The following is a 23,891-nucleotide window of genomic DNA, read 5'->3' as shown; positions in this document are numbered from 1 at the left end:
GACGATCGAAAATCACAGGAGATATAATGCTGTTCCGCTCGAGCGCCGCGATTTGCGGCGCCCTGGTTGCGCTTGCCGTTTCCGTTGCCGTTGCCCGAAGTGAAACGCGTGGGGTTCACTCAAACGCCGTCGTCGATGCCGCTTCCGGGGATGCGGTCGTTGGCGCTGCATCCATGTACAATCCGTTCAAGCCCGGCAAGGAGGAGGGCGGTCCGAGCACAGCCTCCGGCGAGCGATACGATCCCTCTGTCTGGGCGGCCGCCATCAAGACGAGTCTGCGCCGGAAGTTTGGTGGGGTCCAGTTTGGTGCCAGGCCGAAATATGCCCTCGTCGAGGCCGTCGGCAAGAAGGTCATCGTCAAGATCAATGACGTCGGACCACTCAGGCCCGGCCGCATCATCGACTTCAACGAGCGCACGATGCGCCATTTCGATCCGAGCCTCGAGCTCGGAGTCATCGGTGACGTGCGAGTTAGCCCGCTTTCAGGGGACTATTGGACACCGGGGCCGGTGGGCTGAACATCGCTCGCGATTGAATTGCACCCGCGTTGGCGACTTCCGTCGCTGGATCCCAAGCCGAGAAACATGACGAGGAAGAGAACGGGCATGCGCCGCTGGCCGTTGTGTCAGTTCACCTGTCGTTTCATTGCGAATGTCTACACGCTAGAGTAGCTCTTCACGAGCTGGAAGCGATTATCCTCAGTGGATTCCCGATGACAGGCCTTTGGGTGCTCGGATTTGTGTTCGGCGTCGACCTGATCCCTCACGGCATAGCCTGGCTAACCTATGCATGGCCGCCGGCGGCGAGAACGGCATAGCGGAAACGAGTCGATAAAAGGGAGTGCGCTGATGGCGATCGCAGCTGAAAGACCAATCCTCCTGATCAAGAAACTCGCGGGTATCCTTCTCCTGCTTTTCGGCTTGCTATTCACGGCGCTCGGCTTGAGCAGCGAATCCAGCGGAGTCACCGCGATCGGTGTTGCCTTCCTGGTTGCTGGCGCGATCTTCCTGGTTCTCAAGATCATGAGGCGCAACCAGGGCGATCCGCTCTGACCGAGGCCGCGGGATCGGTCTGTCGCTGCGAGAGCCATGCACGGCATCGCAATCGCGAAGGTCTGGCCGCTTCAACCGAACGCAGCCGATACGCAACGAGAGGGGCCGTGCGCGATGATGTCAGGAGCTCTCTTGAACAAATTGTACAGCGCGCGGCGGATCCGACCGTCGATGAGCGGAATATGCCGTTTGCTGTCGATCGCGGTGGTGCTCTCGACCTGGCTCGGTGGAGCGAGCCTGGCGCAGCAAGCGCTTCAGGCAGGTGGCGCGGCCACGCTCTTTCAGAACGTCCGCATCTTCGATGGCAAGAGCGCCACGCTGTCCTGCCTCCTCCAACGTCTTGGTGCGCGGCAACAAGATAGAATCAATCTCGCTACAGCCGATAGCGGTCGATAACCCGGCGGACATTCGCGTTGTCGAGGGCGGCGGACGCACACTGATGCCCGGCCTCATCGACAACCATTGGCATGCGATGTTGATCCGGGTCACGCCGGCACAGTCGTTCGGCGACGTCGGCTACGTCAATCTTGTCGCTGGCGACGAGGCCACGCACACTCTCATGCGCGGCTTTACCAGCGTTCGAGATGTGGGCGGGCCGGTGTTCGGGCTCAAGAGCGCCATCGACGAAGGTATCATCAAGGGTCCGCGCATCTATCCGTCCGGCGCGGTCATTACTGTCACGAGTGGGCATGGGGATTTCCGCCAGCTTACCGACCTGCCGCGGACGATCGGCGGCATGCTCACCCGCATGGAACAGACCGGCGGGGCAATGATTGCGGACAGCCCCGACGAGGTCCGCGTCCGTGTCCGCGAGCAGCTCATGCAAGGCGCTTCCCAGGTCAAGTTGACGGCTGGCGGCGGAGTGTCGTCGCCTTTCAGTCCGATCGACGTGACCACGTTCACCGAACCCGAAATACGCGCCGCCGTTGAAGCGGCTGAGAATTGGGGCACGTACGTCGCTGCGCATGCCTTTACGTCTGCTGCGATTCGGGGAGCCATTGCGGCTGGGGTGAAGTGTATCGAACACGGCTTCCTTATGGACGACGCAACAGCGAAACTGATGGCGGAGAAGGGTGTTTGGCTGAGCATACAGCCTCTCCCCGAGGATCTGAGGCTGGGCTTTCCCGTAGGCTCCATCCAGCGAGCCAAGGCGGATGAGGTCTGGCCCGGCATCGCCAGATCCTACGAGTTGGCGAAGAAGTACAAGATCAAGACGGCGTGGGGCACCGACGTCCTGTTCTCTGCAGCGCTGGCGCGCCAACAGGGGGCTATCCTGGCCTCACTCGCTCGCTGGTACACGCCCGCCGAGGCGCTGACCATGGCGACATCGACGAACGCCGAACTGCTGGCGCTGTCGGGCAAGCGGAATCCCTATCCCGGCAAACTCGGCGTCGTGGAACAGGGCGCACTCGCGGATCTGCTGCTCGTCGACGGAAATCCCCTGGACAATATCGGCCTTCTTGCCGACCCCGCCAACAACTTCAAGATCATCATGAAAGATGGAATTATCTACAAGGATGCGCTTGCCCGTTAGCAGCAACGCATCGCCCTGTTCGATGGACGAGGTCGCGCACGATCCCGAAGCGAACTACCAACCCGTGCCGGGCAATTCGGCCTCTGGTCCCTCAGCGAAGCGCCGGCGCACCTCGTTGAGGTCCGCTTAGTAGGACATGGCGGACTGGATTTGCTCAGGGTGAGTTCTTCGCATTTTGACCATGAGCCGACCTCGCGCTGCGGAGTAGTTCACTCAGCTTCGAGCGAACCATCGTGCGACTGGCTCGCCCGCCAGATTTATCGTACACTCGTCTTAGTTGAGGCTTTCGCGCCATGGACGGAAAGCGGCGAGTTCCGAGCGGACGCAGGCTATCGGCGATAATGGCCGCCGACGTCGCGGGCTATTCGCGGCTCATGCACGACGACGAGGAGGCCACGCACGGGCGTCTTACGACGCTCCTTGCCGATGTTATCGAGCCGACAGTGGCGGAGCACGGAGGCCGCATTGTCAAGAACACCGGCGACGGGTTCTTGGCCGAGTTTCCGAGCGCGGTCCAGGCAGTTCGAGCGGCCGTGCGCTTCCAAAGCGCTGTTGGCGGCCTGCAGCGGAATGATGCGAAGGGCAGACGCCTTCTTTTTCGCGTGGGCATCAACATAGGCGATGTCATCGTCGAGCCGCACGATATCTTCGGCGACGGTGTGAATATTGGGGCTCGCCTCGAAAGCATCGGGGAGCCAGGCGGCATCTGCATCTCGTCTTCGGCCTACGATCAAGTTCGCGGAAAGGTCGATATGGCGTTCGAAGACATGGGGCCGCAGGCGCTGAAAAACATTGCCGAGCCGATACGTGTCTGGCGCGCAAAGCTGTCGGACTCGGAAGTCCCGAAGGAGGTACCGGAGCAAGCGGTGTCCGCTGGCGCCGGCGGCTTGCTGGTTCAAATCCGGGGCCGTCTGAAGCTTGCTGGCGGCGCGCTCGCGTCGGTCGCCACGGTGGTCGGCGCGGTCGGCCTCGTCGGTTATTGGAATGTCTGGAACACCGTCCGCACTGACGTTTTGCCGGACGGGCAAAAGACACAGAGAGAGGCAGCGGCCCGGCCCGATATCGCTCCCCGCTTGTCTCTCGTCGTCCTGCCCTTTGCAAACCTCAACAACGATCCGGAGCAGGACTATTTCGCCGACAGTATTACGGCCGATTTGACGACGGATCTTGCGCGAATGCGCAATGCATTTGTCATCGGACGCGGGACGGCTTTTACCTATAAGAACAGGCAGGTCGATCTGAAGACGCTCGGTAAGGACTTGGGTATCCGCTGGGCCGTACAGGGCGCGGTGCGGCGCGCCGGAGAACAGGTCCGGGTCAACGTGTCGCTTACAGATGTTGCGAGTGGTCGCGACATCTGGTCCGATCGTTTCGACAGTGATCGCACGAATGTCGCCGTCTTGCAGGACCAGATCACAGTACGGCTCGCCCGCTCGCTCAATATTGAACTTATCCAAGCCGAAAGCCGCCGTAGCGAAACGGACCGATCGAAGAATCCGGACGCCATGGACTTCACTATGCGGGGCTGGGCAAAGTCCTATGAGCCCCGATCGAAGACGACAATTGCGCAAGCAAAGGAGCTATTCGACAATGCACTGCGCCTCGACCCAGACTACGTCGATGCAATGATCGGGAAAGCGTGGTGCCTGAGCCCCCCTATTAATTTGCTCTCCGGATGGCCTGTGTCCGTGGTGGAAGACAATAAGACGGCAACCAATCTCATCGACAGAGCCCTTTCGAAAAGCCCGGCAAATGCAATGGCCCACGTGGTCAAGGGAGACACTCTTCGATTTGGTAACCCTGAAGAGGCGCTGCATCAATACGACGCTGCGCTTGAAATCAATCCGAATTTCCCGGCCGCCTACTCAGGCAAAGGAGATGCACTAATCCTCGCCGGGCGGGCACGCGAAGCCCTCTCCGTGACGCAGCTAGCCCGTCCTATTCGTGAGAGTGCGGCTTTTGGGCCCGATTGATGCGGCCGCACATCTTGTCTGACGAGGCGCACAGGATTGCCTTCGGCTTTTCGCCGCCTGACGACCGGTACTTTGCAACGCGCTTGAGGGATGGGTTGGGCGAACGGGGGCGGACGCCCCGCCGGTCAAGGACCGAGCGGCAGCAGCGCGCCGGGCAAGCCGCAGATCAGGTCGGCTTCGGGACATGCCGCGGCAAACGCAAGGCGAATGCGGCTCGTGGTCTCGACGACACGGGCGGCGATTTTCAAGAGCCGAAGACGCAGCGTCGCGAACTCGGCAGCGGCCAATTCCCGGGCTTTGGGAATGGCGTCGCGCACGGTCAGCATCAGCCAATAAGCGGCCGTATGGAGCACGAGACGGACCTGGTTGGCGAGCGCCGAACGGCAGCTGGTGCGATCGGAGGCGAGCTGCGTCTTATGCAGCTTGATCAGATTCTCGGCTTGGCCGCGCGCGCAATACAGGCTGTCGTAGATCCACTCGGCCGAGCCGACATCGAGGCTGGTGACGACGAAGCGGATGTCGAGGCCGAGCATCGTCGCCTCAATACGGGCGACAGTGCGCCGTTCGCGATCCCAGGACTTTGCCTTGTGGCGCGTCTCGGTATAGCCACGCAGAACCGGCAGGTTCTCGATGGCGCGTCGCGTGCGGATGTCGTCGGCGACCTCGTCGACTTTTCTGGCGAGAGGCTTGGTGCCGGACAGACCGAAGATGTAGTCGATGCCGTTGGTCTCGCACCACGCCATTGCCTCCGGCCGGGCATAGTGCCCGTCGCCACGGAACGTAATTTGCGTGTTGTGCCATCGCGTCCGGATATGCCGTACCAGGCGGCGCAGATGGGCACGCACCTCGACGCCGCCCGGCGTCTTGCCGGGCCGCAGCACGACGGCCACGGGCCGGCTCTTCTCCGTGTCGTAGACGTGGATCGGCAGGAAGCAGCGTTCGTCATAATGAGCGTTGAACAGCGAGAGCTGCTGATGGCCGTGGACGACGTCGCAGGTATCATCGATGTCGAGCGTGACGGATGCCGGCTCGCGCGGGTAGCTATCCATCCATGCGTCGACCAAAGTGTAGGTCAGCCGGATCACGTCGCGCAGGCGCGGAGCATTCTCCAGCCGCGACAGCGTCGGCTGGGAACACAAATCCCGGCCCGTGTCCGGTAGGCGACCGCAGGCCAGCTTGAATGCCGGATCGGACCTCAGATGATCGAGGTCGTCGGCGTCCTCGTAGCCGCAGCAGATCGCGAACATGCGAGCGCGGAACATATCGACCAGGCTGTGCACGACCCGCGTCGGATCGCGCCGATCCGGGAACACCCGGGCCAGATTGTTGGCCAAACCGAGACGCCGCTCGGCCATCGCCAGAAGCATCACGCCCCCGTTCGAGGTTAGGCGCCCACCATCGAAGGCAGCTGTGACTTTCTTGGCGTGAACGGCTGGAAACGAGAAGGGCGGAATCGTATCGTCGGTCATGGCGGGCGTGGCGTTCGCGGTTGGAGGTGATGGGGTTGGCTTCGCAACCGAATCCTACGCCGCATCAGCGCTTTACCCCTCAGGCGCACTCTTACGAATAAGACGGGTTAAGTTGAAGAAAGATTGAGTGACTCCCGATCATTTCTGTGCCGAAACGTGGAGTCGCGGTCGTGCCGCGTCCAAAGAAACCGGCGCGAGCGGCCTATTAGACGCGGTAGGTGCTCAGCCTCCGAAACGAGACTATCAAGCATGAAGAGATCGAGCGCGAGGCAGAGGTTTTATTTGTGTTGAATTCTTGCTTCTCGATAGTGGTCTGAAATCGTATCATCGGTCATGGCGGGCGTGGCGTTCGCGGTTGAAGGTGATGGGGTGGCTTCGCAACCGAATCCTACGCCGCATCAGCGCTTTACACCACGCTCGCCAGCCTCTCAGGCGCCCTCTCGCGAATAAGACGGGCTAGCTCTTCGGCTCAGCCCCAGGGATCCTTCTGCTGTCGCTTGGCGTTGGACTCTCTGCCATGCACACCTGCACCTGCACGATTATCAAGAAGCAATCGAAGAATGCAGGCGGACGCTCAACATGAACAGCGCGTACTGGTTCGCCTTTATAGGTCTGGTCTCGGCTTACGGGGCGACCGGACAATTTGAGCAGGCACGGCTGAGCTTAGCCGAATTCAACAAGATCCGACCAGACTTCACGATCCAATGGTATCGTGATTTCGGTTACGCACTCACGAGAAATCCGCAGTTCCGCCGTGAGTTCGACGACATTCTCGACGGACTCAGGAAGGTAGGCGTGCGGGAGCACTAGCCCGTCCTATTCGTGAGAGTGCGGCTTTTGGGCCCGATTGATGCGGCCGCACATCTTGTCTGACGAGGCGCACAGGATTGCCTTCGGCTTTTCGCCGCCTGACGACCGGTACTTTGCAACGCGCTTGAGGGATGGGTTGGGCGAACGGGGGCGGACGCCCCGCCGGTCAAGGACCGAGCGGCAGCAGCGCGCCGGGCAAGCCGCAGATCAGGTCGGCTTCGGGACATGCCGCGGCAAACGCAAGGCGAATGCGGCTCGTGGTCTCGACGACACGGGCGGCGATTTTCAAGAGCCGAAGACGCAGCGTCGCGAACTCGGCAGCGGCCAATTCCCGGACTTTGGGAATGGCGTCGCGCACGGTCAGCATCAGCCAATAAGCGGCCGTATGGAGCACGAGACGGACCTGGTTGGCGAGCGCCGAACGGCAGCTGGTGCGGTCGGAGGCGAGCTGCGTCTTATGCAGCTTGATCAGATTCTCGGCTTGGCCGCGCGCGCAATACAGGCTGTCGTAGATCCACTCGGCCGAGCCGACATCGAGGCTGGTGACGACGAAACGGATGTCGAGGCCGAGCATCGTCGCCTCAATACGGGCGACGGTGCGCCGTTCGCGATCCCAGGACTTTGCCTTGTGGCGCGTCTCGGTATAGCCACGCAGAACCGGCAGGTTCTCGATGGCGCGTCGGGTGCGGATGTCGTCGGCGACCTCGTCGACTTTTCTGGCGAGAGGCTTGGTGCCGGACAGACCGAAGATGTAGTCGATGCCGTTGGTCTCGCACCACGCCATGGCCTCCGGCCGGGCATAGTGCCCGTCGCCACGGAACGTAATTCGCGTGTTGTGCCACCGCGTGCGGATATGCCGTACCAGGCGGCGCAGAAGGGCACGCACCTCGACGCCGCCCGGCGTCTTGCCGGGCCTCAGCACGACCGCCACGGGACGGCTCTTCTCCGTGTCGTAGACGTGGATCGGCAGGAAGCAGCGTTCGTCATAATGAGCGTTGAACAGCGAGAGCTGCTGATGGCCGTGGACGACATCGCAGGTATCATCGATGTCGAGCGTGACGGATGCCGGCTCGCGCGGGTAGCTATCCATCCATGCGTCGACCAAAATGTAGGTCAGTCGGATCACGTCGCGCAGGCGCGGAGCATTCTCCAGCCGCGACAGCGTCGGTTGGGAACACAGATCGCGGCCCGTGTCCGGCAGCCGTCCGCAGGCCAGCTTGAATGCGGGATCGGACCGCAGATGATCGAGGTCGTCGGCGTCCTCGTAGCCGCAGCAGATCGCGAACATGCGCGCGCGGAACATATCGACAAGGCTGTGCACGACCCGCGTCGGATCGCGCCGATCCGGGAACACCCGGGCCAGATTGTCGGCCAAGCCGAGACGCCGCTCGGCCATCGCCAGAAGCATCACGCCCCCGTTCGAGGTCAGGCGACCGCCATCGAAGGCAGCTGTGACTTTCTTGGCGTGAACGGCTGGAAACGAGAAGGGCGGAATCGTATCGTCGGTCATGGCGGGCGTGGCGTTCGCGGTTGAAGGTGATGGGGTGGCTTCGCAACCGAATCCTACGCCGCATCAGCGCTTTACACCACGCTCGCCAGCCCTCAGGCGCACTCTTACGAATAAGACGGGCTAGCGCCATTGCTCGCTGGCAAGGCCACGAACTTCCGCTTATGGCCCCGTTCGAGGCATCCAGCAATATCCGCTCTGTGGCCGCTATCGGGGAAAGCGGAAGTCCCCCGGGGCGCGCAATTTTGGGCGCAGACTGGCACGGCTATCCAGTTGCCGCGGGTCGGTTACCGGCTTCTCGCACGAGCGTTCGCGCGCCATCGCTCGGGGAGGCTCTGCGGCGAGGCGGCCGGTTTCCACTGCAGGGACACGAGCCAGTTGTCGAAGACCGTGTTGAAGCTCCCGGACTGGTACGAGAAGTTCTCGTACGCCGGCCAAAAGTAACCGCCATCGGCTGCGTAGGTGAAGAGCGTCCAGGTATGGGGCTTCTTCCAGAACGCGTTGCCGCCGTCCGGGTCCCCGTCGAGGGCGCTGAAGTCGAGGAAAAGCCAGAGAGGTGCATTCTTGGTGCCGAGGTTCGTATCCGGCGAGTTGAACTGCAGCGCGTTCCAGTAGATCCCAGGTCCGGCTCCGGGATCAGCATCGTCCACGAGCTTCTGCAGCCGCCAATAGAAGCTCGCGTCGCCGGTCATGGTGGTCTCGCCGGTGAACGTGATCAGGCCAGCCTGCGGGCCTGACTGGATGATGCCGCTGATGGAGGTGGTCCCGCTGATTGTTCCGCTTCCTTGCAATATGCCGCCGGGAGCAGGCGTATCGGTGCCGGTCGCTGCAATGGTGACCGGGCCCGAGACCGTCCCACCGTTCATGAACAGTGTGCCCGACTCGCCGACAACAACCGCGCCGGTCACCGTGCCGGCGACCTCCAGCGTCGCCGCGTAGGATACCAGCACCTCGCCGGCACCCGTTGCTGATCCACCGGTAGCGCCGGCAATCAGCGTCCCCCCATTGACCCTGATAGGACCGGAAAGCGTGCCGCTGCTGTCTGCACTCAGGGTCAGCGTGCCGGGACCGAAGATCGTCAGGCCCGCCGATCCCTTGATGGCGGCTGCGATCTGCGAACTACCGCCGCTGGCATTGGTGTAGATCAGGCCTTCTGCCGCGCCGAACGATAGGCTCGCAGTAGCGATGCTGCCGCCGTTCATGATGAGGCCCGCGGCGTCGCCGCTCGCCTGGCTTCCGACCAGAATGCTCGCATCGCCGCCCGTAATCGCCCCGCCGTTCACTTCGAGCGCCGCCACCTGCGGCACGCCGCCGCTCTCGACCGCCTGGCTGTCGACGACCTCGTAGACGGCATCGGCCGGAACGTCGTTGATGCTGACATCCGTCGAGGACACGGTCGCCGCGCTCGCGAAGCCCTCGGAGGACGAATAGGTCAGAAACTTGCCCGAGCTGGCCGCGTCGTCGTCCTCTCCGAGAATGTAGGGAGCGACGATCCCGTTCGTGACGATGGGCAGGTTTGCTCCCGTTCCTGCCACGAACACCTGTTGCGTCAGCCCAAGCTGGGCCATGCCGCCGCCCGGCACGATAACAAGAGTTCCGCCGGGGTTGCGGACAATGTTCGTCAGGGTACCGTCGTCATTGCCCCCGATCACGACGCGATAGTTGCCGCTTCCGGAAAGCTGCAAGGCGCCTCCCGTAGAGCCGATGACGAACGTCGCCAGAGATCCCGAGGCGATCTGCACATCGACCGTCGCGCCGTCCGAACGAAGCTCGAGTATTCCGCCGTTCGTCACCATCATCCTGAAGCTGCCAAATGGTGTGCCGGATGTCCGGGTACTTGCCAGCGTCCCGGCGCCTACGGTGTTGTGTCCTATCAGCTGGTTCGTGTTGGTGAGCAGGAGCGTGCCTTCGCCGTATTTGTGGAGGCCGCCCAGCCCGCAGATCGGCGCGACGACGGTCAGCGTGCCGCCGTTCGTGTTGATGACCTTAGGCTTGTTGATCGTCCAGGTGCTGGGTTCATATCCGGATGTCGAGGGCAGCGCCGACGGTGAGATCGCCCAAGCTTGCCCCTGCCAGAGCACGGCGTAGACGCCCCACCCGGTGAGCGCGTCGGTGACGACCTGGCTGTAGTCTTCGGAGGGGAGCGGCAGATTTTCCAGCGTCCATCCGCTGGGCATCTGCGCGATCTGGACGGTCTGCGGATTGCTGGACGGGAGGTTGGGTACGTTCTCGAACGAGGCGGGGAAAGCGTTGTTGATGGTGATCGTGCCACCCGTCAGGTTCACCGTGAGCGGCGCGAGGACATGGCCGCCGCTATTTTCCATGTATCCCTTCGTCGTCTGGGAAACGGAAAACCAGCCAACCGCGAAATTGGCCAAGACAATCGTCTGCGGACTCTCGGACACGTTCGGGGCCAACTGATCGGCGAGCCACGCGAGGTCCGGATTGGAAGTGCTCGTCAACTGATAGAGATCAGGCCCGATTCCGCAGGCCGATAGATAGTCGGCCATCCCGCTCGTCATGCCGTCCACGAAGCTGCCGCTCTCGCTCGACGTCAACATCAAGCCCGCGACCACCCTTTCCAGGTTGATTGCCACGGGGTCGTCCTCGCCGTTGTAGACCACAGGAGCAACCTGCGTGAAGCCGTTTGCCGACAGCCAGTAAAGGCCCATGACCATCGACGTCGGGCCGCAATAGGCTTCACCGTCCCCTGGCAGGCTCTGCCCGAAGGGCCCGAAATCGGTCTGGATGATCGAAGGCGTGCTCGTGATGGGGTCTTTCCACATGGGGCTGGTCCACTCCTGTCCGACAAGGCCACGGCACGCGCTTGAGCCGCAGGTTAATGTCTTGTTAATCGCGCGACACAACTTATGGGTACTTTAATGAGTTTATGCTGTCTAAGAGTGTAGAGCGGAATCCTGAAAATACGCAAGCTGGGTCTCCAGCTTGGCCGGCAGGGACGGCTCAGGAGTTCAAGCGCGGGCCGCCGACCGGCAGCATGTCCATCGTGAGTGGCGCATATCTGCCGCCAGCGGCGATGCCCTGCGGCAGGGCCTGATAACAGGTGGTGTCGCGGCCGGTCCGCGTAACGCGAACGTCTACTTCTGAGGCGTGCTGCGAATCCTGGAAGTGGCACCTTTGAGATATGGCGACCGGCTCTGAAGATGTCCGTTCATTGGGGTAGACCGGAAGTACCCGACTGACTGCTCAAACGGCGCCTTTGACTCATTGCGGATGTAAGCACGAGCGGTCATTGTACGAGCAAACATTGGCTGCCTGTGCGCTCCCATGAGATCAGGATGCGCGTTTCGCGGGATCGTGAGCGCGGATTTCAGGGGATCGTGAGCAGAGATTTCAGACGATCGTGAGCAACGATTTCGCGGGATCGTGAGCAAGGCTTTCGGAGCCTTGCAGCGCTTCGGCCGACAACTCAACCGGCTTAGGGATGACCTCGTGGTTAACGAGGAAGTCCAATGCCTACCCAGAGATTGTCGATGCGCCGGATCAAGGAAGTCCTTCGGTTAAAACATTTTCAAGGCCTGCCAGAGCGGGCCATCGCGCGGAGCGTGGGCGTCAGCAACGGCGTTGTGCACAGCTACCTGAGCCGCGCCCGCTCTGCTGGGTTGAGCTGGCCGCTTCCGGAGGGAATGACCGATGAAGACCTGGAGCTTTTGCTTTTCCCGGCCCCACGACCAGCGTCTCAGAGCCCGCAGCGGCCGGTGCCCGACTGGAGCTACATCGATAAAGAGCTCCGCCGGCGCAACGTAACCCGTCGCCTGCTCTGGGAGGAGTATCGCGCCGTTAATCCCGACGGTTTCGGGTACACGTGGTTCTGCACTACCTACGAGGCCTGGAAGGGGCGGGTCCGACCTTCGATGCGGCAGATTCATCTGGGCGGCGAGAAGGTGTTCGTGGATTTCGCCGGCGACACCATCGACATCGTCGATCCCCTGACCGGGGAAGTGCAGCCGATGAAGCTGTTCGTCGCGGCGATGGGCGCTTCGAACTACACCTACGCCGAGGCCTGCCCCAGCGAGAGCTTGGCCGACTGGATCCGGGCCCACGTCAACTTGTTCACGTTTTTGAGCGGAACGCCGACGTTCGTGGTCTGCGACAACCTCAAAGCCGCCGTCAGCAACCCCGACCGCTACGATCCCGGCCTCAATCGCACTTATGCCGAGATGGCGAGCCATTACGGCACGGCCATTCTCGCCGCACGGCCGCGGCGCCCAAAAGACAAGGCGAAGGTCGAGGTCGCGGTGCAAATCGCCCAGCGCTGGATTCTGGCCCGGCTGCGCAATCAGCGCTTCTTTTCCCGGGCCGAGCTCAACGCCGCCATCAAGACACTCGTCGACGAACTCAATGCTCGTCAAATGCGTGGCTTCGGCTCAAGCCGCGCCGAACTGTTTGCCGAACTCGACAAACCCAAGCTAACCCCGCTGCCAGATCAGCCTTATGCCTTCGCACGCTGGAAGCGCTGCCGCCTCGCTCCCGATTATCATGTCGAGGTCGACGGCCATTGGTACTCCGCGCCGTATCGTCTGATTGGCGAGCTGGTCGATGCCCGTATCGACGATCGGACGGTCGAGATCTTCCACAAGGGCCAGCGGATCGCCAGCCATGCCCGCGCGCCCAACCGACGCGGACACACCACCATCGCCGACCACATGCCCAGCGCCCATCGCCGCTACGGCAAATGGACCCCCGCCGCGGTGATCGCCGCCGGCGAGCGGATCGGTCCTTCGACAGCAGCGTTTTTCCAGGCCGTGATCGACGCCCGCCCCCATCCAGAACAAGGCTTTCGAACCTGCCTTGGCATTCTGGCGCTCGTCAAAAGCTACGGCGCCGAACGCCTCGACGCAGCCTGCCGGAGGGGCATCCTCATCAAGGCGCGCTCCGTCGCCTCGATTAGATCGATCCTCCAGAACGGCCTCGATCGCACGTTCTTCGACGAATCTTTCGAGCACCAGCCCCTGCGCCACGGCAACATCCGCGGACGCGACTACTTCCACTGAAGCAAGGAGAGACCCGGCATGCTTAACCACCCAACCCACGAACGGCTGATCGAGCTTGGCCTGACCGGAATGGCCAAGGCCTTCGAGGAGCAGCGCCGATCGCCCGATCTCGAAGCCCTGCCGTTCGAAGATCGCATCGGCCTGTTGGTCGACCGCGAAGCCGCCGAACGCGACACCAGGCGGCTCACCACGCGCCTCAAGATCGCCGCACTGCGCCAGACTGCTTGCGTCGAGGACGTCGATCTGCGCACCCCGCGGGGCATCGACCGCGCCGTTTTCGCCAAACTCGTCGAAGGTCGCTGGATCGATCGCCACGAGAATTTGCTCGTCACCGGGGCAACCGGCCTGGGCAAAAGTTGGTTAGCCTGCGCGCTCGGCCACAAGGCCTGCCGCGACAACCGATCAGTCCTCTATCATCGCGTTCCAAGGCTGTTCGAGGCGCTCGCGCTCGCGCGCGGAGACGGACGTTACGCCCGGCTCCTCAAAAGCCTCGGCCGCGCTCAGCTTCTGATTTTGGATGATTGGGGACTATCGGTGCTCACCGCCGCGGAACGCCGCGATCTGCTCGAAATCCTCGAGGACCGCCATGGCCGCGCATCCACCATCGTCACAAGTCAGCTCCCCGTGGACACCTGGCATGGAGCCATTGGGGACCCCACGGTCGCCGACGCCATTCTCGATGGTCTGAGCCCCTCGCTTCATCCAGCAATGGAAAGAGTCCCGGTTGAATATGAGCCCAAGGGGCTCGGTGAAGCAACGGGGCGGGGCGCGGAGCCCTCGGCATAGCGCAGCGTCCCGTCCCGTTGCGGCCCAAGAGCGTTGCGTTTGGCGTATTCGGTCGGCGTGAGGTTGCCCAGGGCGCTGTGCGGCCGGGCGTTGTTGTAGTCGTCTTTCCAGGCCGCCAGCACGGCTCGCGCCTGTGCGAGCGAAGTGAACAGCGTCTCATTGAGAAGTTCATCGCGCAGGCGGGCGTTAAAGCTCTCGATGAAGGCATTCTGGGTCGGTTTGCCGGGCGCGATGTAGTGCCACTCGATCTGCCTCTCTTGGCTGAAGCGCAGCACGGCCATTCCGGTCAGCTCAGTGCCGTTGTCGGACAGGCACATCGCCGGCCGGCCGCGCCAGGCAATGATGACATCGAGCTCGCGTGTGACCCGCAGGCCCGACAGCGAAGTATCGGCGACGAGCGCCAGGCATTCGCGAGTGAAGTCGTCGACCACAGCCAGAATCCGGAACCGTCGGCCATCGGCGAACGCATCCGACAGAAAGTCGAGACTCCAGCGCTGGTTGGCGCCTTGCGGGATCGCCATTGGCGCCCTGCTGCCGAGCGCCCGTTTACGGCCGCCACGCCGGCGGACTTGCAGCCGTTCCTCGCGATACAGACGTCGAAACTTCTTGTGGTTCATGACCAGCCCCTCGCGGCGCATCAGCACCAGCAGACGACGGTAGCCGAACCGGCGGCGGATGGCCGCCAGCTCGCGCAGGCGGGCGCGTACGGCCGCATCATCGGCTCGCCCGTTGCGATAGCGCACCGATGCGCGATCTGCCCCCAAGGCTTTGCACGCCCGCCGTTCGCTCACTTCGAAGTTGGTCCGCAGATGAGCGACGGCCTCTCGCCTCGCGGCGGGCGTCACCATTTTTTTGACGCAACGTCCTTGAGCATGGCGTTGTCGAGCATTGCCTCGGCCAGGAGCTTCTTCAGCTTGGCGTTCTCGTCCTCCAATGCCTTCAGCCGCTTGGCATCGGATACCTCCAGGCCACCGTACTTGGCCTTCCATTTGTAGAATGTTGCGCTCGAGATCCCGTGTTTGCGGCAGACATCAGCCGTCGCCACACCCGCCTCCTGCTCCCGCAAAATCCCGATGATCTGCTCTTCCGTGAACCGACTTGGCTTCATGGTCCATCTCCTCAGAGGTGACGGACTCTACCCATTCTTGGAGGAGTTTGCGGGGCTCAGACCATCGATCGCCTCGTCCACAACGCCCACCGCCTCCAGCTCACCGGAGAAAGCATGCGAAAAACGCAGCGCCAAAACCATCACCCTTGACGGCCAACCAGAACACTGACTCTATCTCCCATCGGCCGTAGCGGGCTGCTCACGATCGTCTGAATTCAGTGCTCACGATCGCGCGAAATCGATGCTCACGATCCGTGAAATCCGCAATCAGGACTTACATCTTTCAAATCACCCAGAAAATTCTCCGTTTTCGGCTACAGCATCAGCCATGGCACGCTGCTGCTGAGAAGCGGAAGGTCCGACGAGCATGACCTACGCCTCGACGTCTTGATTAAAGATGTTCGCGCGCTCGAAATTAGATCCTGGTTTGAAGGCATTGAAATAATTGAGGTCGAACCAAGCTTCTTAAATGACTTTCCAAGTAAGCCGATTGATATGCTCGATGTCGGTCTCAAAGTTTACGCGTTGCTTGGAACAGGATGGCGAGGGTTTGTTGTTGGAGGCGGCGTCTTCTTCCACGAAGATAATGCAGGCTTCATGGAGCCAAGTGCATTATTGCCGAAGATTGGCGAAAGGTGTGACTTCCGCTAGTGGGCCCTCAGCCGTCCAAGGTCATGACCCTTTGGACATCGGCTGTCAGACGGATACCGGGAGTGGCTATCCGAAGGACTAGTACCCGGAATCAGAGCTGAGTGATACGGCGGCCTTTGAAACGGCGTTGACGGACCTTTTTCTTGGTCCAGACGAAGGGCTCGGCTCTGTCGTTGTATGCGTTGACGTAGGCATCGATGTGTTCCTGAAGCTGCTTGAGGCTCGTGAAGGAGGTGCCGCTGAGCGACTGCCCCTGCAAGATGGAAAACCATACTTCGACCTGATTGAGCCATGACGCACTTGTCGGCGTGAAATGAAATTGCACGTTGGGGTGGGCCTTGAGCCAGTCCTCGTTCTTTTTATGGGTGTTGAGGTTGTCGAGGATGACGTGAAGCTTGCGGTTCGGAAAAGCCGCGGTGACGCTGTTCATGAAATCGAGAAACTCGACGCGGCGCCGGCGTTTTGAATGGGTCGCGATGATCTTTCCGGTGGCGACTTCGAGCGCCGCAAACAATGTTGTGGTGCCATGCCGCTTGTAATCGTGGCTTTGGCCGGTCAAGGCGCGGCCATTGGGCAACTTCAGATAACCCTGCGCTCGCTCCAAAGCCTGGATCGAGGGCTTCTCGTCCACGCACAGCACAATGGCCTTCGCCGGCGGCGCGACATAGAGGCCGACAACATCGGCGGCTTTGGCCGTAAAGTTCGGGTCGTTGCTCTCGCACCAGGACTTGCGAGCCACCAGGTCAATCTTGTGGCTGCGCAGGAACCGCCAGACATATTGGACATCGACATCGCCCAGCGCCTCGGCCAGCAGGGGGCCGGTCCAGCGCGCAAACCCTTGCGGTGGCGGCTTATCCAGCAGCTTCAGAATCCGCTTGTCGGTCGTCTTCGTATAGATCGGCTGCTTGCCAGGCCGCGGCTTGTCTTGCAGCCCTTCAAGGCCATGGTCGGCATAGCGATGCCGCCAAAGGCTGACAATCCGCGGCTGGACCCCAACTTCCTTGGCGATCGACCGGGTGCTGCGCCCATCCGCCGCCAACAGAACTATCCGCGCCCGCTTCAAATCGCGCTGCAACGTCACCGGTGAGCGACAGCACGCCTCAAGCACCTTGCGATCTTTCCTCGAAAGGTGGACTTCTCTTGCTTCGGGTATCATCCCGACCTTGAATCACGACTCACGTTCCAAGAAAAGTGGGTACTAGGGTCCAGACTCAATTGAGCCAATATGCGACGAGAGCGGCGAGATGAACAGCGGCCAAAAAATTACGGGCGAGCTTGTCATATCGCGTGGCGATGCGCCGGAAGTCCTTGAGCCTGCAAAAGCAGCGTTCGATGACATTTCGTCCTTTGTAGGCGCGTTTGTTGAAGCGATGGATGACGACACGGTTAGATTTATTGGGGATTACGGGCTTGGCGCCACGACGAATGATTTCGCCGCGAAGCTTGTCGCCATCATACCCTTTGTCGGCGAGGAGCACGCTCATGGGTGGCGCGAGCGCCAGGACATCGGGAGCCGCAGCGATATCGGCATCCTGGCCTGGAGTCAGATGCAGGACGACCGGCCGGCAGAGCGGATCGCTCAGCGCATGGATTTTTGTCGTGCGGCCTCCGCGCGAGCGGCCGATTGCTTGATTGTGCTCCCCCCTTTTCCGCCGGAGGCACACCGGTGAGCTTTAATCGAGGTCGAGTCGAGCGACAGTACGACGCCGTCTTCGCCAGGCTTGGCCAGCGCTTCGAAGATTGCGCACCATCGTCCTCGCTTGGCCCAGCGATTGAAGCGATTGTAGATCGTCGTGTAAGGGCCGTATTCACGTGGACAATCACGCCATCGTGCACCCGATTGCAGCATGTGAATGATGCCGCTGACGATGCGTCGGTCGTCGTCCCGATCCGGCCCCGTCAGTCCCCTCGGCAGATGCGGTTCGATACGCGCCCATTGCCTGTCGTTCAGCCAAAACAAACCAGCGCGCATTCTCTCGCCCCCGAATCAACACGTAGGCAAGAGAATCACGTGGCGCTATTTAGGTACAGACCCTAGGGCAGCCTTTGACCCAAACTGGGGCTCCGCCGAACGATTGCGTTGCTTTACGCAGCGCGATCCTTGTCCGACTGTTTCTCGACTGCGGTCGCGGTTTCTTCGAACCCCTTTTCGTAATTGGCCGCAAACCGTTCGATGCTGTCGGCCCACATCCTCAGCATTGAGACCTGAAAGTGCATAATTGGCTTCAAGGAAATCATACCGATTTCTGTCGCTGCGGTTGTGCGCTTTTGGGCGTCGCGCGCGAGACGGTCTGAGTTAGAGGTCTTGTCTGCCATGGCTGCTTGCTCCTTCGCGTTGATTAACCCCAAAGCTACCTGCCAGGTTGTACACCACGTGATGCTAACCGTTCGGCCAAAGCCTGATCTGCCGCGACTCTCGCACGTCGGTCGTCATGCAGTTCGTCCAGAGTCTTGAGGTAAGCGACCGCGCTATTTGCAAGAGATCGAAATCATATTCGCCGGCATGGCGAAGATTGGCGACGTGGCGAAAGAGGGCGGAGCGCCCTGTTGTCGTTCTCACTGATACCGCTATCGACCAGCAAGTAGTTCCGCCCAGCGAACGCACGTGCGCCTCTCTGGCCTGAGAAGTCATGGGCATGGCACCTGCCGAAGGTGAAGGACTGATGACCCCATTCGTTCCGCGAATTTCTCAGATGTAATGTTGTTCCGTAGGTGCACCGCAAGGTGTTTCGCGAAGATGTCAGTGCTGCGATCGGCGAGTCCCTAAAGCAATCGGTCGAGGCGGTTGGCTGTTACGGACGCGAGGACTCCGACTCTCTAGGCAAAAGAAACAGGGTCCACCAAGGATCTAATCTGCATCTTAGTCATCACCCGTGGCGGTGTGCACTTCGAGCTATGGCTGATTTTGGGTGACGCGGCCTGATCAGGCGGCGTGGCTTTCAGTGTTCGGAATGACTTCGATTCCGTCGATGAACTTTACACCGGCGATGACTTTCGGCAACTGGTTCGTGCTCTTCAATCGCCGCCAGGTCTTCGATGCGGCGTCGATGAGCTTGAACACCATCAGCTTCGCAGTTTGTTGCGACAGCGATCCCTTGGTCCGCACCGTTCGGTGGCGCACCGTGGCGAAGACGCTCTCGATCGGGTTCGAGCTGCGTAGGTGGATCCAGTGCTCAGCAGGGAAGTCGAAGAAGGCGAGCAGCGCATGGCGATCCTTGATCAGGCACTCCACCGCACGTCCGTATTTGACGTGGTATTTCTCGACGAAGACGTCGATCGCGGTTTCAGCTTCGGCCCGGTGTGGGGCCAGATAGATGTTCCGCAGGTCGTTCTTCATGGGGCCCTGCACGGATTTGGCGACCTTGTCGAGTACGTTGCTCACTTTATGGCACCAGCATCGTTGGTGCCGCGTGCCGGGAAAGGCCTCGTCCAGTGCCTTCCAGAAGCCGAGGGCGCCGTCGCCGATGGCGAGTTGCGGGGCAATCCGTAACCCGCGTTGCCGCAGGTCGATCAGGAGTTCGCGCCAGCTCTGCGCGCTCTCGCGCACGCCGACCTGGAAGCCGATCAGCTCCTTCTTGCCTTCCGGCGTGGTGCCAATCAGCACCAGCATGCATTCGCTGTGATCTTCCATGCGGGCCTGCAGGTACACGCCATCGGCCCAGATGTAGACATAGCGACGCGCCGACAGATCGCGTCTCTGCCAGCGTTCGTACTCGACCTGCCAATCGGCCTTCAGGCCGGCGATCACCGAAGGCGACAGGTTCGGCGCATCCTTGCCGAGCAGCGCCGAGAGCGCCTCCTGGAAGTCGCCGGTCGAGATGCCGCGCAAATAGAGGACCGGGATCAAGGCATCCAGGCTCTTCGTCCGCCGCGCCCATAGCGGCAGGATTGCCGAACTGAAGCGGAGGCGGTCGCCTGGCCCGCTCGCTCCGCGGTCGCGGACCTTGGGACGAGCGACCTCCACCGGACCGATGCCGGTCGCAATCTCGCGCACCGGACCGTGCCCATGTCGGACCAGGCGCGCTCGACCGTCGGGCAGCGTCAGATTGGCCGTGCTGGCCAGAAACGCGCCAACCTCGATCTCGATCGCCCTGGCAAGCAGGTCCCGCGCGCCGGCACGAACGATATCGGTCAGTGGATCATCAACCGCGGACGGCTGACGGAAAGCAAGAACATTGGTAGTCTCGGTCATGGCGTATCGCTCTCCTCGAGAGGTTCTGGCAGGCTCGTCACCCGCCTCGATACGCCGCCTTCCTCACACCGTCATCACCCAGATTCCGCCATAGCTCTGCACTTCGTCGTGCACTCTGATGCGCCCAATGGAGCGCTTCATTCATGAGAATATCCGCCTAGACCGGCGACTTCTTGAGGAGGAGAAGAATGAGGACGAGCTGGCCCTCATCCGAAAGCTCCTAGCCGCAGAAGAAGCCAGAGACTGCCCGCAACCCCGCGTGGGGGCTCGACACAATCGAAGGCAATAACCTTCGCGGTAGATGAGCGCGCGCTTCCCCTGCCCACACAGAACTCCGCGGCCAGAGTTTGCTTCTGAGAGGTTGCCTTGGTTGGCGGTTGAGGGTGCTCTCGATTTTGGTTTGCCCCCGGCGTGGGAGCACGACGGAATCTGTTTCCGTTTGAAGTCTTTGAACGAGCTGGGCCATCGGGCTTGCGATGATAGGAGAGGCGACGCTCCACGAGACGGTCCGCCTGCGCGAGCTCATGGTCCAGGATTATTGGATGGCTGCATCCCTTGAAAGGCGCCCGGGAGCATCTAGATAACGTCCAGAAACCATCCGGGGAGATGGTATACGGATGTTTCGCTATGGCCGGTAACATACATGAGCTGCGACCCAAAGCCCCCGACACCGAGAAGATCACGATCAACCTTGGCTATGTCGATCTCGGTCATGTCGATCTTATGGTTCAGGAAGGGTTCTATTCGAACAGGACCGATTTCATCCGGACAGCAATCCGGAACCAGCTCGAGCGTCACGTAGAGGTCGTCAGACAGTCCACGGCCCGGAAGAACCTGGACCTCGGGCTGCGCAACTACACTCGCGAGGATCTCGAAGCGGCACGGAGCGCCGGCGAGATGCTGCAGATCAATGTTTTGGGCTTAGCCACCATCGCCCAGGACGTCACTCCCGAGTTGGCTCGCGCCACGATCGCGTCGGTCTCGGTGCTGGGGGCCCTACACGCCACTTCCGCGGTCAAGGCCGCTCTCGCCGACAGAACGAGGTGAACGATGCTGAATCAAGACATAGTCCGCGAAGCAACCCGCCTCACGCGTGCCGGCCAACTGGTCGAGGCCACCGCGCTGCTGCAGCGCATGCTCCAGGGCGGTAGCGCTCCAAGACCGGAGGCGCGGAGCGCCTCTCAGGCTCCGCTCTCGCGGCTCGATCCGCTTGCCATCGACGCCACGGCCGAGCTTGTCGAGGAGCGGGAAGCTCCGCAGAGCGCACCGGCCCGCTCTGCTCAGGGACGCAGACGCTCCTTATCGCTCGACGGCATCCGGGATTTTTCCGGGCTCGGCCTGCGAAGTCCGATCACGCGCGCTCCTCTGTCGCCATCGGACATCGTGCCCGAGGGCACACGCTTCATCGCCGGTACCTTCAGTAGCGGCGCGGGAAGCCGGACCTACAAGCTGTTCATCCCAAGCCGCTGCCAGGGACAACGGCTTCCCCTGATCATCATGCTTCACGGCTGCACCCAATCGCCGGACGATTTCGCGGCCGGCACCCGGATGAACTTCCTGGCAGAAGAGCAGAATTGCTTCGTGGCCTATCCTGAGCAGCCGAGCGGAGCCAACCAGTCGAAGTGCTGGAACTGGTTCCGCACGAGCGACCAGCGCCGCGGCGGGGGCGAGCCCTCGATGATCGCCGGCATTACCCGCCAGATCATGCGCGACCATTTGATCGATCCGAAGCGCGTATATGTCGCGGGTCTGTCGGCCGGCGGGGCCGCCGCCGCCATCATGGGCGCAACGTATAGCGACCTGTACGCGGCCGTCGGTATTCATTCAGGCCTCGCGTGCGGAGCCGCGAGCGATCTTCCCTCCGCGTTCGTCGCCATGCGGCAGGGAGGCGGCTCCAAGGCAATTGCGGACGGCAAAACTTCTGTACCGACCATCGTTTTCCATGGCGATCGCGACACAACGGTGCATCCAAAGAATGGCGATCAGATTATCGAGCAGTCCGCCGGGGCAACGAGGCCGGCGATGAAGGTGCTTCGCGGACGCGTCCCCCACGGCCATGCCTATACTCGCACCGTCCTGATCGACGGCGCCGGTCGGGCGATTTCCGAACACTGGAACATCGATGGCGCCGGACACGCGTGGTCTGGCGGCAGCCCTGCCGGGTCCTACACTGATCCGCAAGGCCCGGATGCGACGAGGGAAATGCTGCGCTTCTTCCTCGAGCATTCGCTCGGTGAGTAGTCTGGCTTCACAGGGCGCTCAGAAGAGCGTGCGTGCGATTTATCTCAGGTTATTCGACCAACAGTGCACGGGCTTGGAACGCCACGTCACAAAGCCTGTTGTCCTTGCAGAAATGACCGTTTTGGTCGCACCCCCATTTTCTTGGAGCGTCAGATGAGCAAACGCAAAGCGGCGACAGCGGCAAAGCGCGTCCGCAACCCGAAAATGGCCGCGCGGGCCCAACGGAACAAGCAGGCCATTGTTAGAAGCCCGAAAGAGAATTCACTTCACCCTGCTGCGGAAGACTCGGTCGAATCGCCTCTTCATGATGATCCTGAGCACCAGGTTCCCGTCATTGAGCCTGAGGCGGATGCTTTAGTAGATGATCGCAGCCAGAGAATGACAGATAGCGATCCAACGAAAGGCTTTGCTCTAGCGACAGCAAACATGCAGGCGCAACAAGCGAAGCTTCTTGAGATAGCCGGGGCCAACGCGCAATTCGCTGTTGAATTCGGCCTGAGACTTGCGACGATCAGGTCACCAATCGAATTTTTCAGCGTCATTACGGAGTTTACAAGCAGACGGGTCGATATGTTCGCGCAGCATTCGAAAGAACTGGCGGCATATCCGTTCTGGCGCATCAAGCCGCTCCGGGAAGTCACGGCTCTGCCGGGACGATAACTGCAAGCCGTACCCTGCGGCAAACGATGGACGCAAATGCGGATCACGCACGCGCCGATCAGGGTTGCTTGCTTTCGGCTGGGGAGGCCGGCTCACAACGAGGGAGCGGAATCAGCGCTGGCCATCTCGTGCCGCTGATCCGAGGTACCCACCATCGCGAATATAGGTTGACACCTTTCGCAACTGAAGCCGCTCTCGACCGTCTCCGGTCAATTTTTGGCGGAGTGATTAGAAGGCCCAGCTTTGATGGGCTCTTCCACGGTCCTTGTCTAAGTCCTTGACCGTTCCGGCTCAACTAGCTGCGGGTGAGGCAGGGGCAGATGTTCGGTTGTCGGTGTATCCAACGGAGTAACAAGGTCCGCTGATGGCCCGTGGCTGACCCTCGCGCGAGCGACCGTGACTTCCGGTTCGCGAGCTAGACCTGACCATCTCTAATCCAAGAGCGGAGTCGCAGTTTGACCCTGGCTGTGTGAAAACGGCGAGCGGCTGTTATGATTCTCCCGTGATTCTTTTGGGGGAATCGATGAGGCGCTTTGTTGAAGAGGCGGATCGTGGGCAGCGGACGCTGTTGCCCGAATGCCTCGATGATTTCATTGACGAGAGTAACCCAGTTCGCGTGATCGACGTATTTGTCGATGCGCTCAGTTTGGCTGAGATGGGCTTTGAGGGTGCGGAGCCGGCGGCCACCGGTCGGCCGTCGTACCATCCCTCGGTTCTCCTGAAGCTTTACATTTACGGCTATCTAACCCGTCCTATTCGTGAGAGTGCGGCTTTTGGGCCCGATTGATGCGGCCGCACATCTTGTCTGACGAGGCGCACAGGATTGCCTTCGGCTTTTCGCCGCCTGACGACCGGTACTTTGCAACGCGCTTGAGGGATGGGTTGGGCGAACG

General features: G+C 61.3%; 18 protein-coding genes and 3 pseudogenes. 13 read left to right on the top strand and 8 right to left on the bottom strand.

What is annotated here, in order from left to right; translation table 11 throughout:
- Positions 1 to 26 precede the first annotated feature (26 nt).
- The 4 genes and pseudogenes from ABIF91_RS06415 to ABIF91_RS06400 all read left to right on the top strand — a co-directional run bounded on the left by ABIF91_RS06415 (position 27) and on the right by ABIF91_RS06400 (position 4,559).
- Entirely contained in the window at positions 27 to 518 is a 492-nt protein-coding gene (locus ABIF91_RS06415) for a septal ring lytic transglycosylase RlpA family protein (RefSeq protein WP_080660059.1), read from the top strand.
- 330 nt (positions 519 to 848) lie between these two features.
- The gene (locus ABIF91_RS06410; protein ID WP_028181690.1) at positions 849 to 1,052 is read left to right on the top strand and encodes a hypothetical protein; all 204 of its coding nucleotides are present in this window, start codon (positions 849 to 851) and stop codon (positions 1,050 to 1,052) included.
- A 171-nt stretch (positions 1,053 to 1,223) separates the two neighbouring features.
- A pseudogene (locus tag ABIF91_RS06405) lies at positions 1,224 to 2,586 on the top strand (amidohydrolase family protein).
- 341 nt (positions 2,587 to 2,927) lie between these two features.
- The gene (locus ABIF91_RS06400) at positions 2,928 to 4,559 is read left to right on the top strand and encodes an adenylate/guanylate cyclase domain-containing protein (RefSeq protein WP_196233546.1); all 1,632 of its coding nucleotides are present in this window, start codon (positions 2,928 to 2,930) and stop codon (positions 4,557 to 4,559) included.
- Positions 4,560 to 4,684: 125 nt separating this feature from the next.
- Here ABIF91_RS06400 and ABIF91_RS06395 read toward each other — a convergent pair whose 3' ends face one another.
- Positions 4,685 to 6,028 carry an IS1380-like element ISBdi2 family transposase gene (locus ABIF91_RS06395; RefSeq protein WP_208086440.1) on the bottom strand — a complete coding sequence of 448 codons (1,344 nt, stop codon included), beginning with the start codon at positions 6,026 to 6,028 and terminating at the stop codon, positions 4,685 to 4,687.
- Between the two features lie 579 nt (positions 6,029 to 6,607).
- Here ABIF91_RS06395 and ABIF91_RS06390 point away from each other — a divergent pair.
- A complete protein-coding gene (locus tag ABIF91_RS06390) occupies positions 6,608 to 6,838 on the top strand; it encodes a hypothetical protein (RefSeq protein ID WP_284278881.1) in 231 nt (76 codons plus the stop codon).
- Between the two features lie 166 nt (positions 6,839 to 7,004).
- Here ABIF91_RS06390 and ABIF91_RS06385 read toward each other — a convergent pair whose 3' ends face one another.
- Both ABIF91_RS06385 and ABIF91_RS06380 read right to left on the bottom strand, forming a co-directional pair.
- Positions 7,005 to 8,348, bottom strand: coding sequence for an IS1380-like element ISBdi2 family transposase (locus ABIF91_RS06385; protein ID WP_424578699.1), 1,344 nt, complete (start codon positions 8,346 to 8,348; stop codon positions 7,005 to 7,007).
- Positions 8,349 to 8,632: 284 nt separating this feature from the next.
- On the bottom strand, positions 8,633 to 11,131 hold the full coding sequence (locus tag ABIF91_RS06380; RefSeq protein ID WP_028182285.1) for a hypothetical protein: 2,499 nt from the start codon (positions 11,129 to 11,131) through the stop codon (positions 8,633 to 8,635).
- 687 nt (positions 11,132 to 11,818) lie between these two features.
- On the opposite strand from ABIF91_RS06380, the gene istA reads away from it, so the two are divergent.
- Together istA and istB are read left to right on the top strand one after the other, a co-directional pair.
- Complete coding sequence (gene istA, locus ABIF91_RS06375; protein ID WP_060907903.1) at positions 11,819 to 13,360, top strand: IS21-like element ISFK1 family transposase; 1,542 nt, start codon at positions 11,819 to 11,821, stop codon at positions 13,358 to 13,360.
- 18 nt (positions 13,361 to 13,378) lie between these two features.
- Positions 13,379 to 14,146: an IS21-like element helper ATPase IstB gene (istB, locus tag ABIF91_RS06370; protein WP_424578817.1), complete on the top strand. Its 768-nt coding sequence runs from the start codon at positions 13,379 to 13,381 to the stop codon at positions 14,144 to 14,146.
- On the opposite strand, the gene ABIF91_RS06365 is transcribed toward istB, so the two are convergent.
- Positions 14,059 to 15,254, bottom strand: a protein-coding gene (locus ABIF91_RS06365; protein WP_424578816.1) for an IS3 family transposase whose coding sequence is annotated in 2 segments (ribosomal slippage) — positions 14,059 to 15,003 and positions 15,006 to 15,254 — 1,194 coding nt in all. Because the reading frame shifts where the segments join, the coding sequence is not laid out codon by codon here. The genes istB and ABIF91_RS06365 overlap by 88 nt on opposite strands.
- Positions 15,255 to 15,317: 63 nt before the next feature.
- Here ABIF91_RS06365 and ABIF91_RS06360 point away from each other — a divergent pair.
- Positions 15,318 to 15,423, top strand: a pseudogene (locus ABIF91_RS06360) (IS21-like element ISFK1 family helper ATPase IstB); the annotation flags it as partial.
- Between the two features lie 218 nt (positions 15,424 to 15,641).
- Positions 15,642 to 15,905, top strand: a complete 264-nt coding sequence (locus tag ABIF91_RS06355; RefSeq protein WP_155252185.1) for a hypothetical protein — start codon at positions 15,642 to 15,644, stop codon at positions 15,903 to 15,905.
- A gap of 91 nt (positions 15,906 to 15,996) precedes the next feature.
- Here the strand turns inward: ABIF91_RS06355 and ABIF91_RS06350 are convergent, their stop codons facing one another.
- The 4 genes from ABIF91_RS06350 to ABIF91_RS06335 form a co-directional block, all read right to left on the bottom strand.
- Positions 15,997 to 17,061: an IS630-like element ISRj1 family transposase gene (locus ABIF91_RS06350; RefSeq protein WP_026192128.1), complete on the bottom strand. Its 1,065-nt coding sequence runs from the start codon at positions 17,059 to 17,061 to the stop codon at positions 15,997 to 15,999.
- A 55-nt stretch (positions 17,062 to 17,116) separates the two neighbouring features.
- Positions 17,117 to 17,877 (bottom strand): IS5 family transposase gene (locus ABIF91_RS06345; RefSeq protein ID WP_110115998.1). Its coding sequence is split into 2 segments (ribosomal slippage): positions 17,117 to 17,538 and positions 17,538 to 17,877, totalling 762 coding nucleotides; the frame shifts between segments, so codons are not numbered across the junction.
- Positions 17,878 to 17,990: 113 nt separating this feature from the next.
- Positions 17,991 to 18,221: a hypothetical protein gene (locus tag ABIF91_RS06340; RefSeq protein WP_028182436.1), complete on the bottom strand. Its 231-nt coding sequence runs from the start codon at positions 18,219 to 18,221 to the stop codon at positions 17,991 to 17,993.
- A gap of 607 nt (positions 18,222 to 18,828) precedes the next feature.
- The gene (locus ABIF91_RS06335; RefSeq protein WP_038952271.1) at positions 18,829 to 20,097 is read right to left on the bottom strand and encodes an IS256 family transposase; all 1,269 of its coding nucleotides are present in this window, start codon (positions 20,095 to 20,097) and stop codon (positions 18,829 to 18,831) included.
- A gap of 627 nt (positions 20,098 to 20,724) precedes the next feature.
- Here ABIF91_RS06335 and ABIF91_RS06330 point away from each other — a divergent pair.
- The 4 genes and pseudogenes from ABIF91_RS06330 to ABIF91_RS06315 all read left to right on the top strand — a co-directional run.
- A complete protein-coding gene (locus ABIF91_RS06330; RefSeq protein ID WP_028182263.1) occupies positions 20,725 to 21,144 on the top strand; it encodes a CopG family transcriptional regulator in 420 nt (139 codons plus the stop codon).
- 3 nt (positions 21,145 to 21,147) lie between these two features.
- A complete protein-coding gene (locus ABIF91_RS06325; RefSeq protein ID WP_028182264.1) occupies positions 21,148 to 22,338 on the top strand; it encodes an extracellular catalytic domain type 1 short-chain-length polyhydroxyalkanoate depolymerase in 1,191 nt (396 codons plus the stop codon).
- A gap of 153 nt (positions 22,339 to 22,491) precedes the next feature.
- A complete protein-coding gene (locus ABIF91_RS06320) occupies positions 22,492 to 22,998 on the top strand; it encodes a Phasin protein (RefSeq protein ID WP_028182265.1) in 507 nt (168 codons plus the stop codon).
- A gap of 523 nt (positions 22,999 to 23,521) precedes the next feature.
- Positions 23,522 to 23,749 (top strand): annotated as a pseudogene (locus ABIF91_RS06315) (transposase); the annotation flags it as partial.
- Between the last annotated feature and the right edge of the window lie 142 nt (positions 23,750 to 23,891).

Origin of the sequence: Bradyrhizobium sp. USDA 241 (assembly GCF_049739505.1) — a bacterium.
GTDB lineage: Bacteria > Pseudomonadota > Alphaproteobacteria > Rhizobiales > Xanthobacteraceae > Bradyrhizobium > Bradyrhizobium liaoningense.
This window is presented reverse-complemented; position numbering and strand designations above follow the sequence as displayed.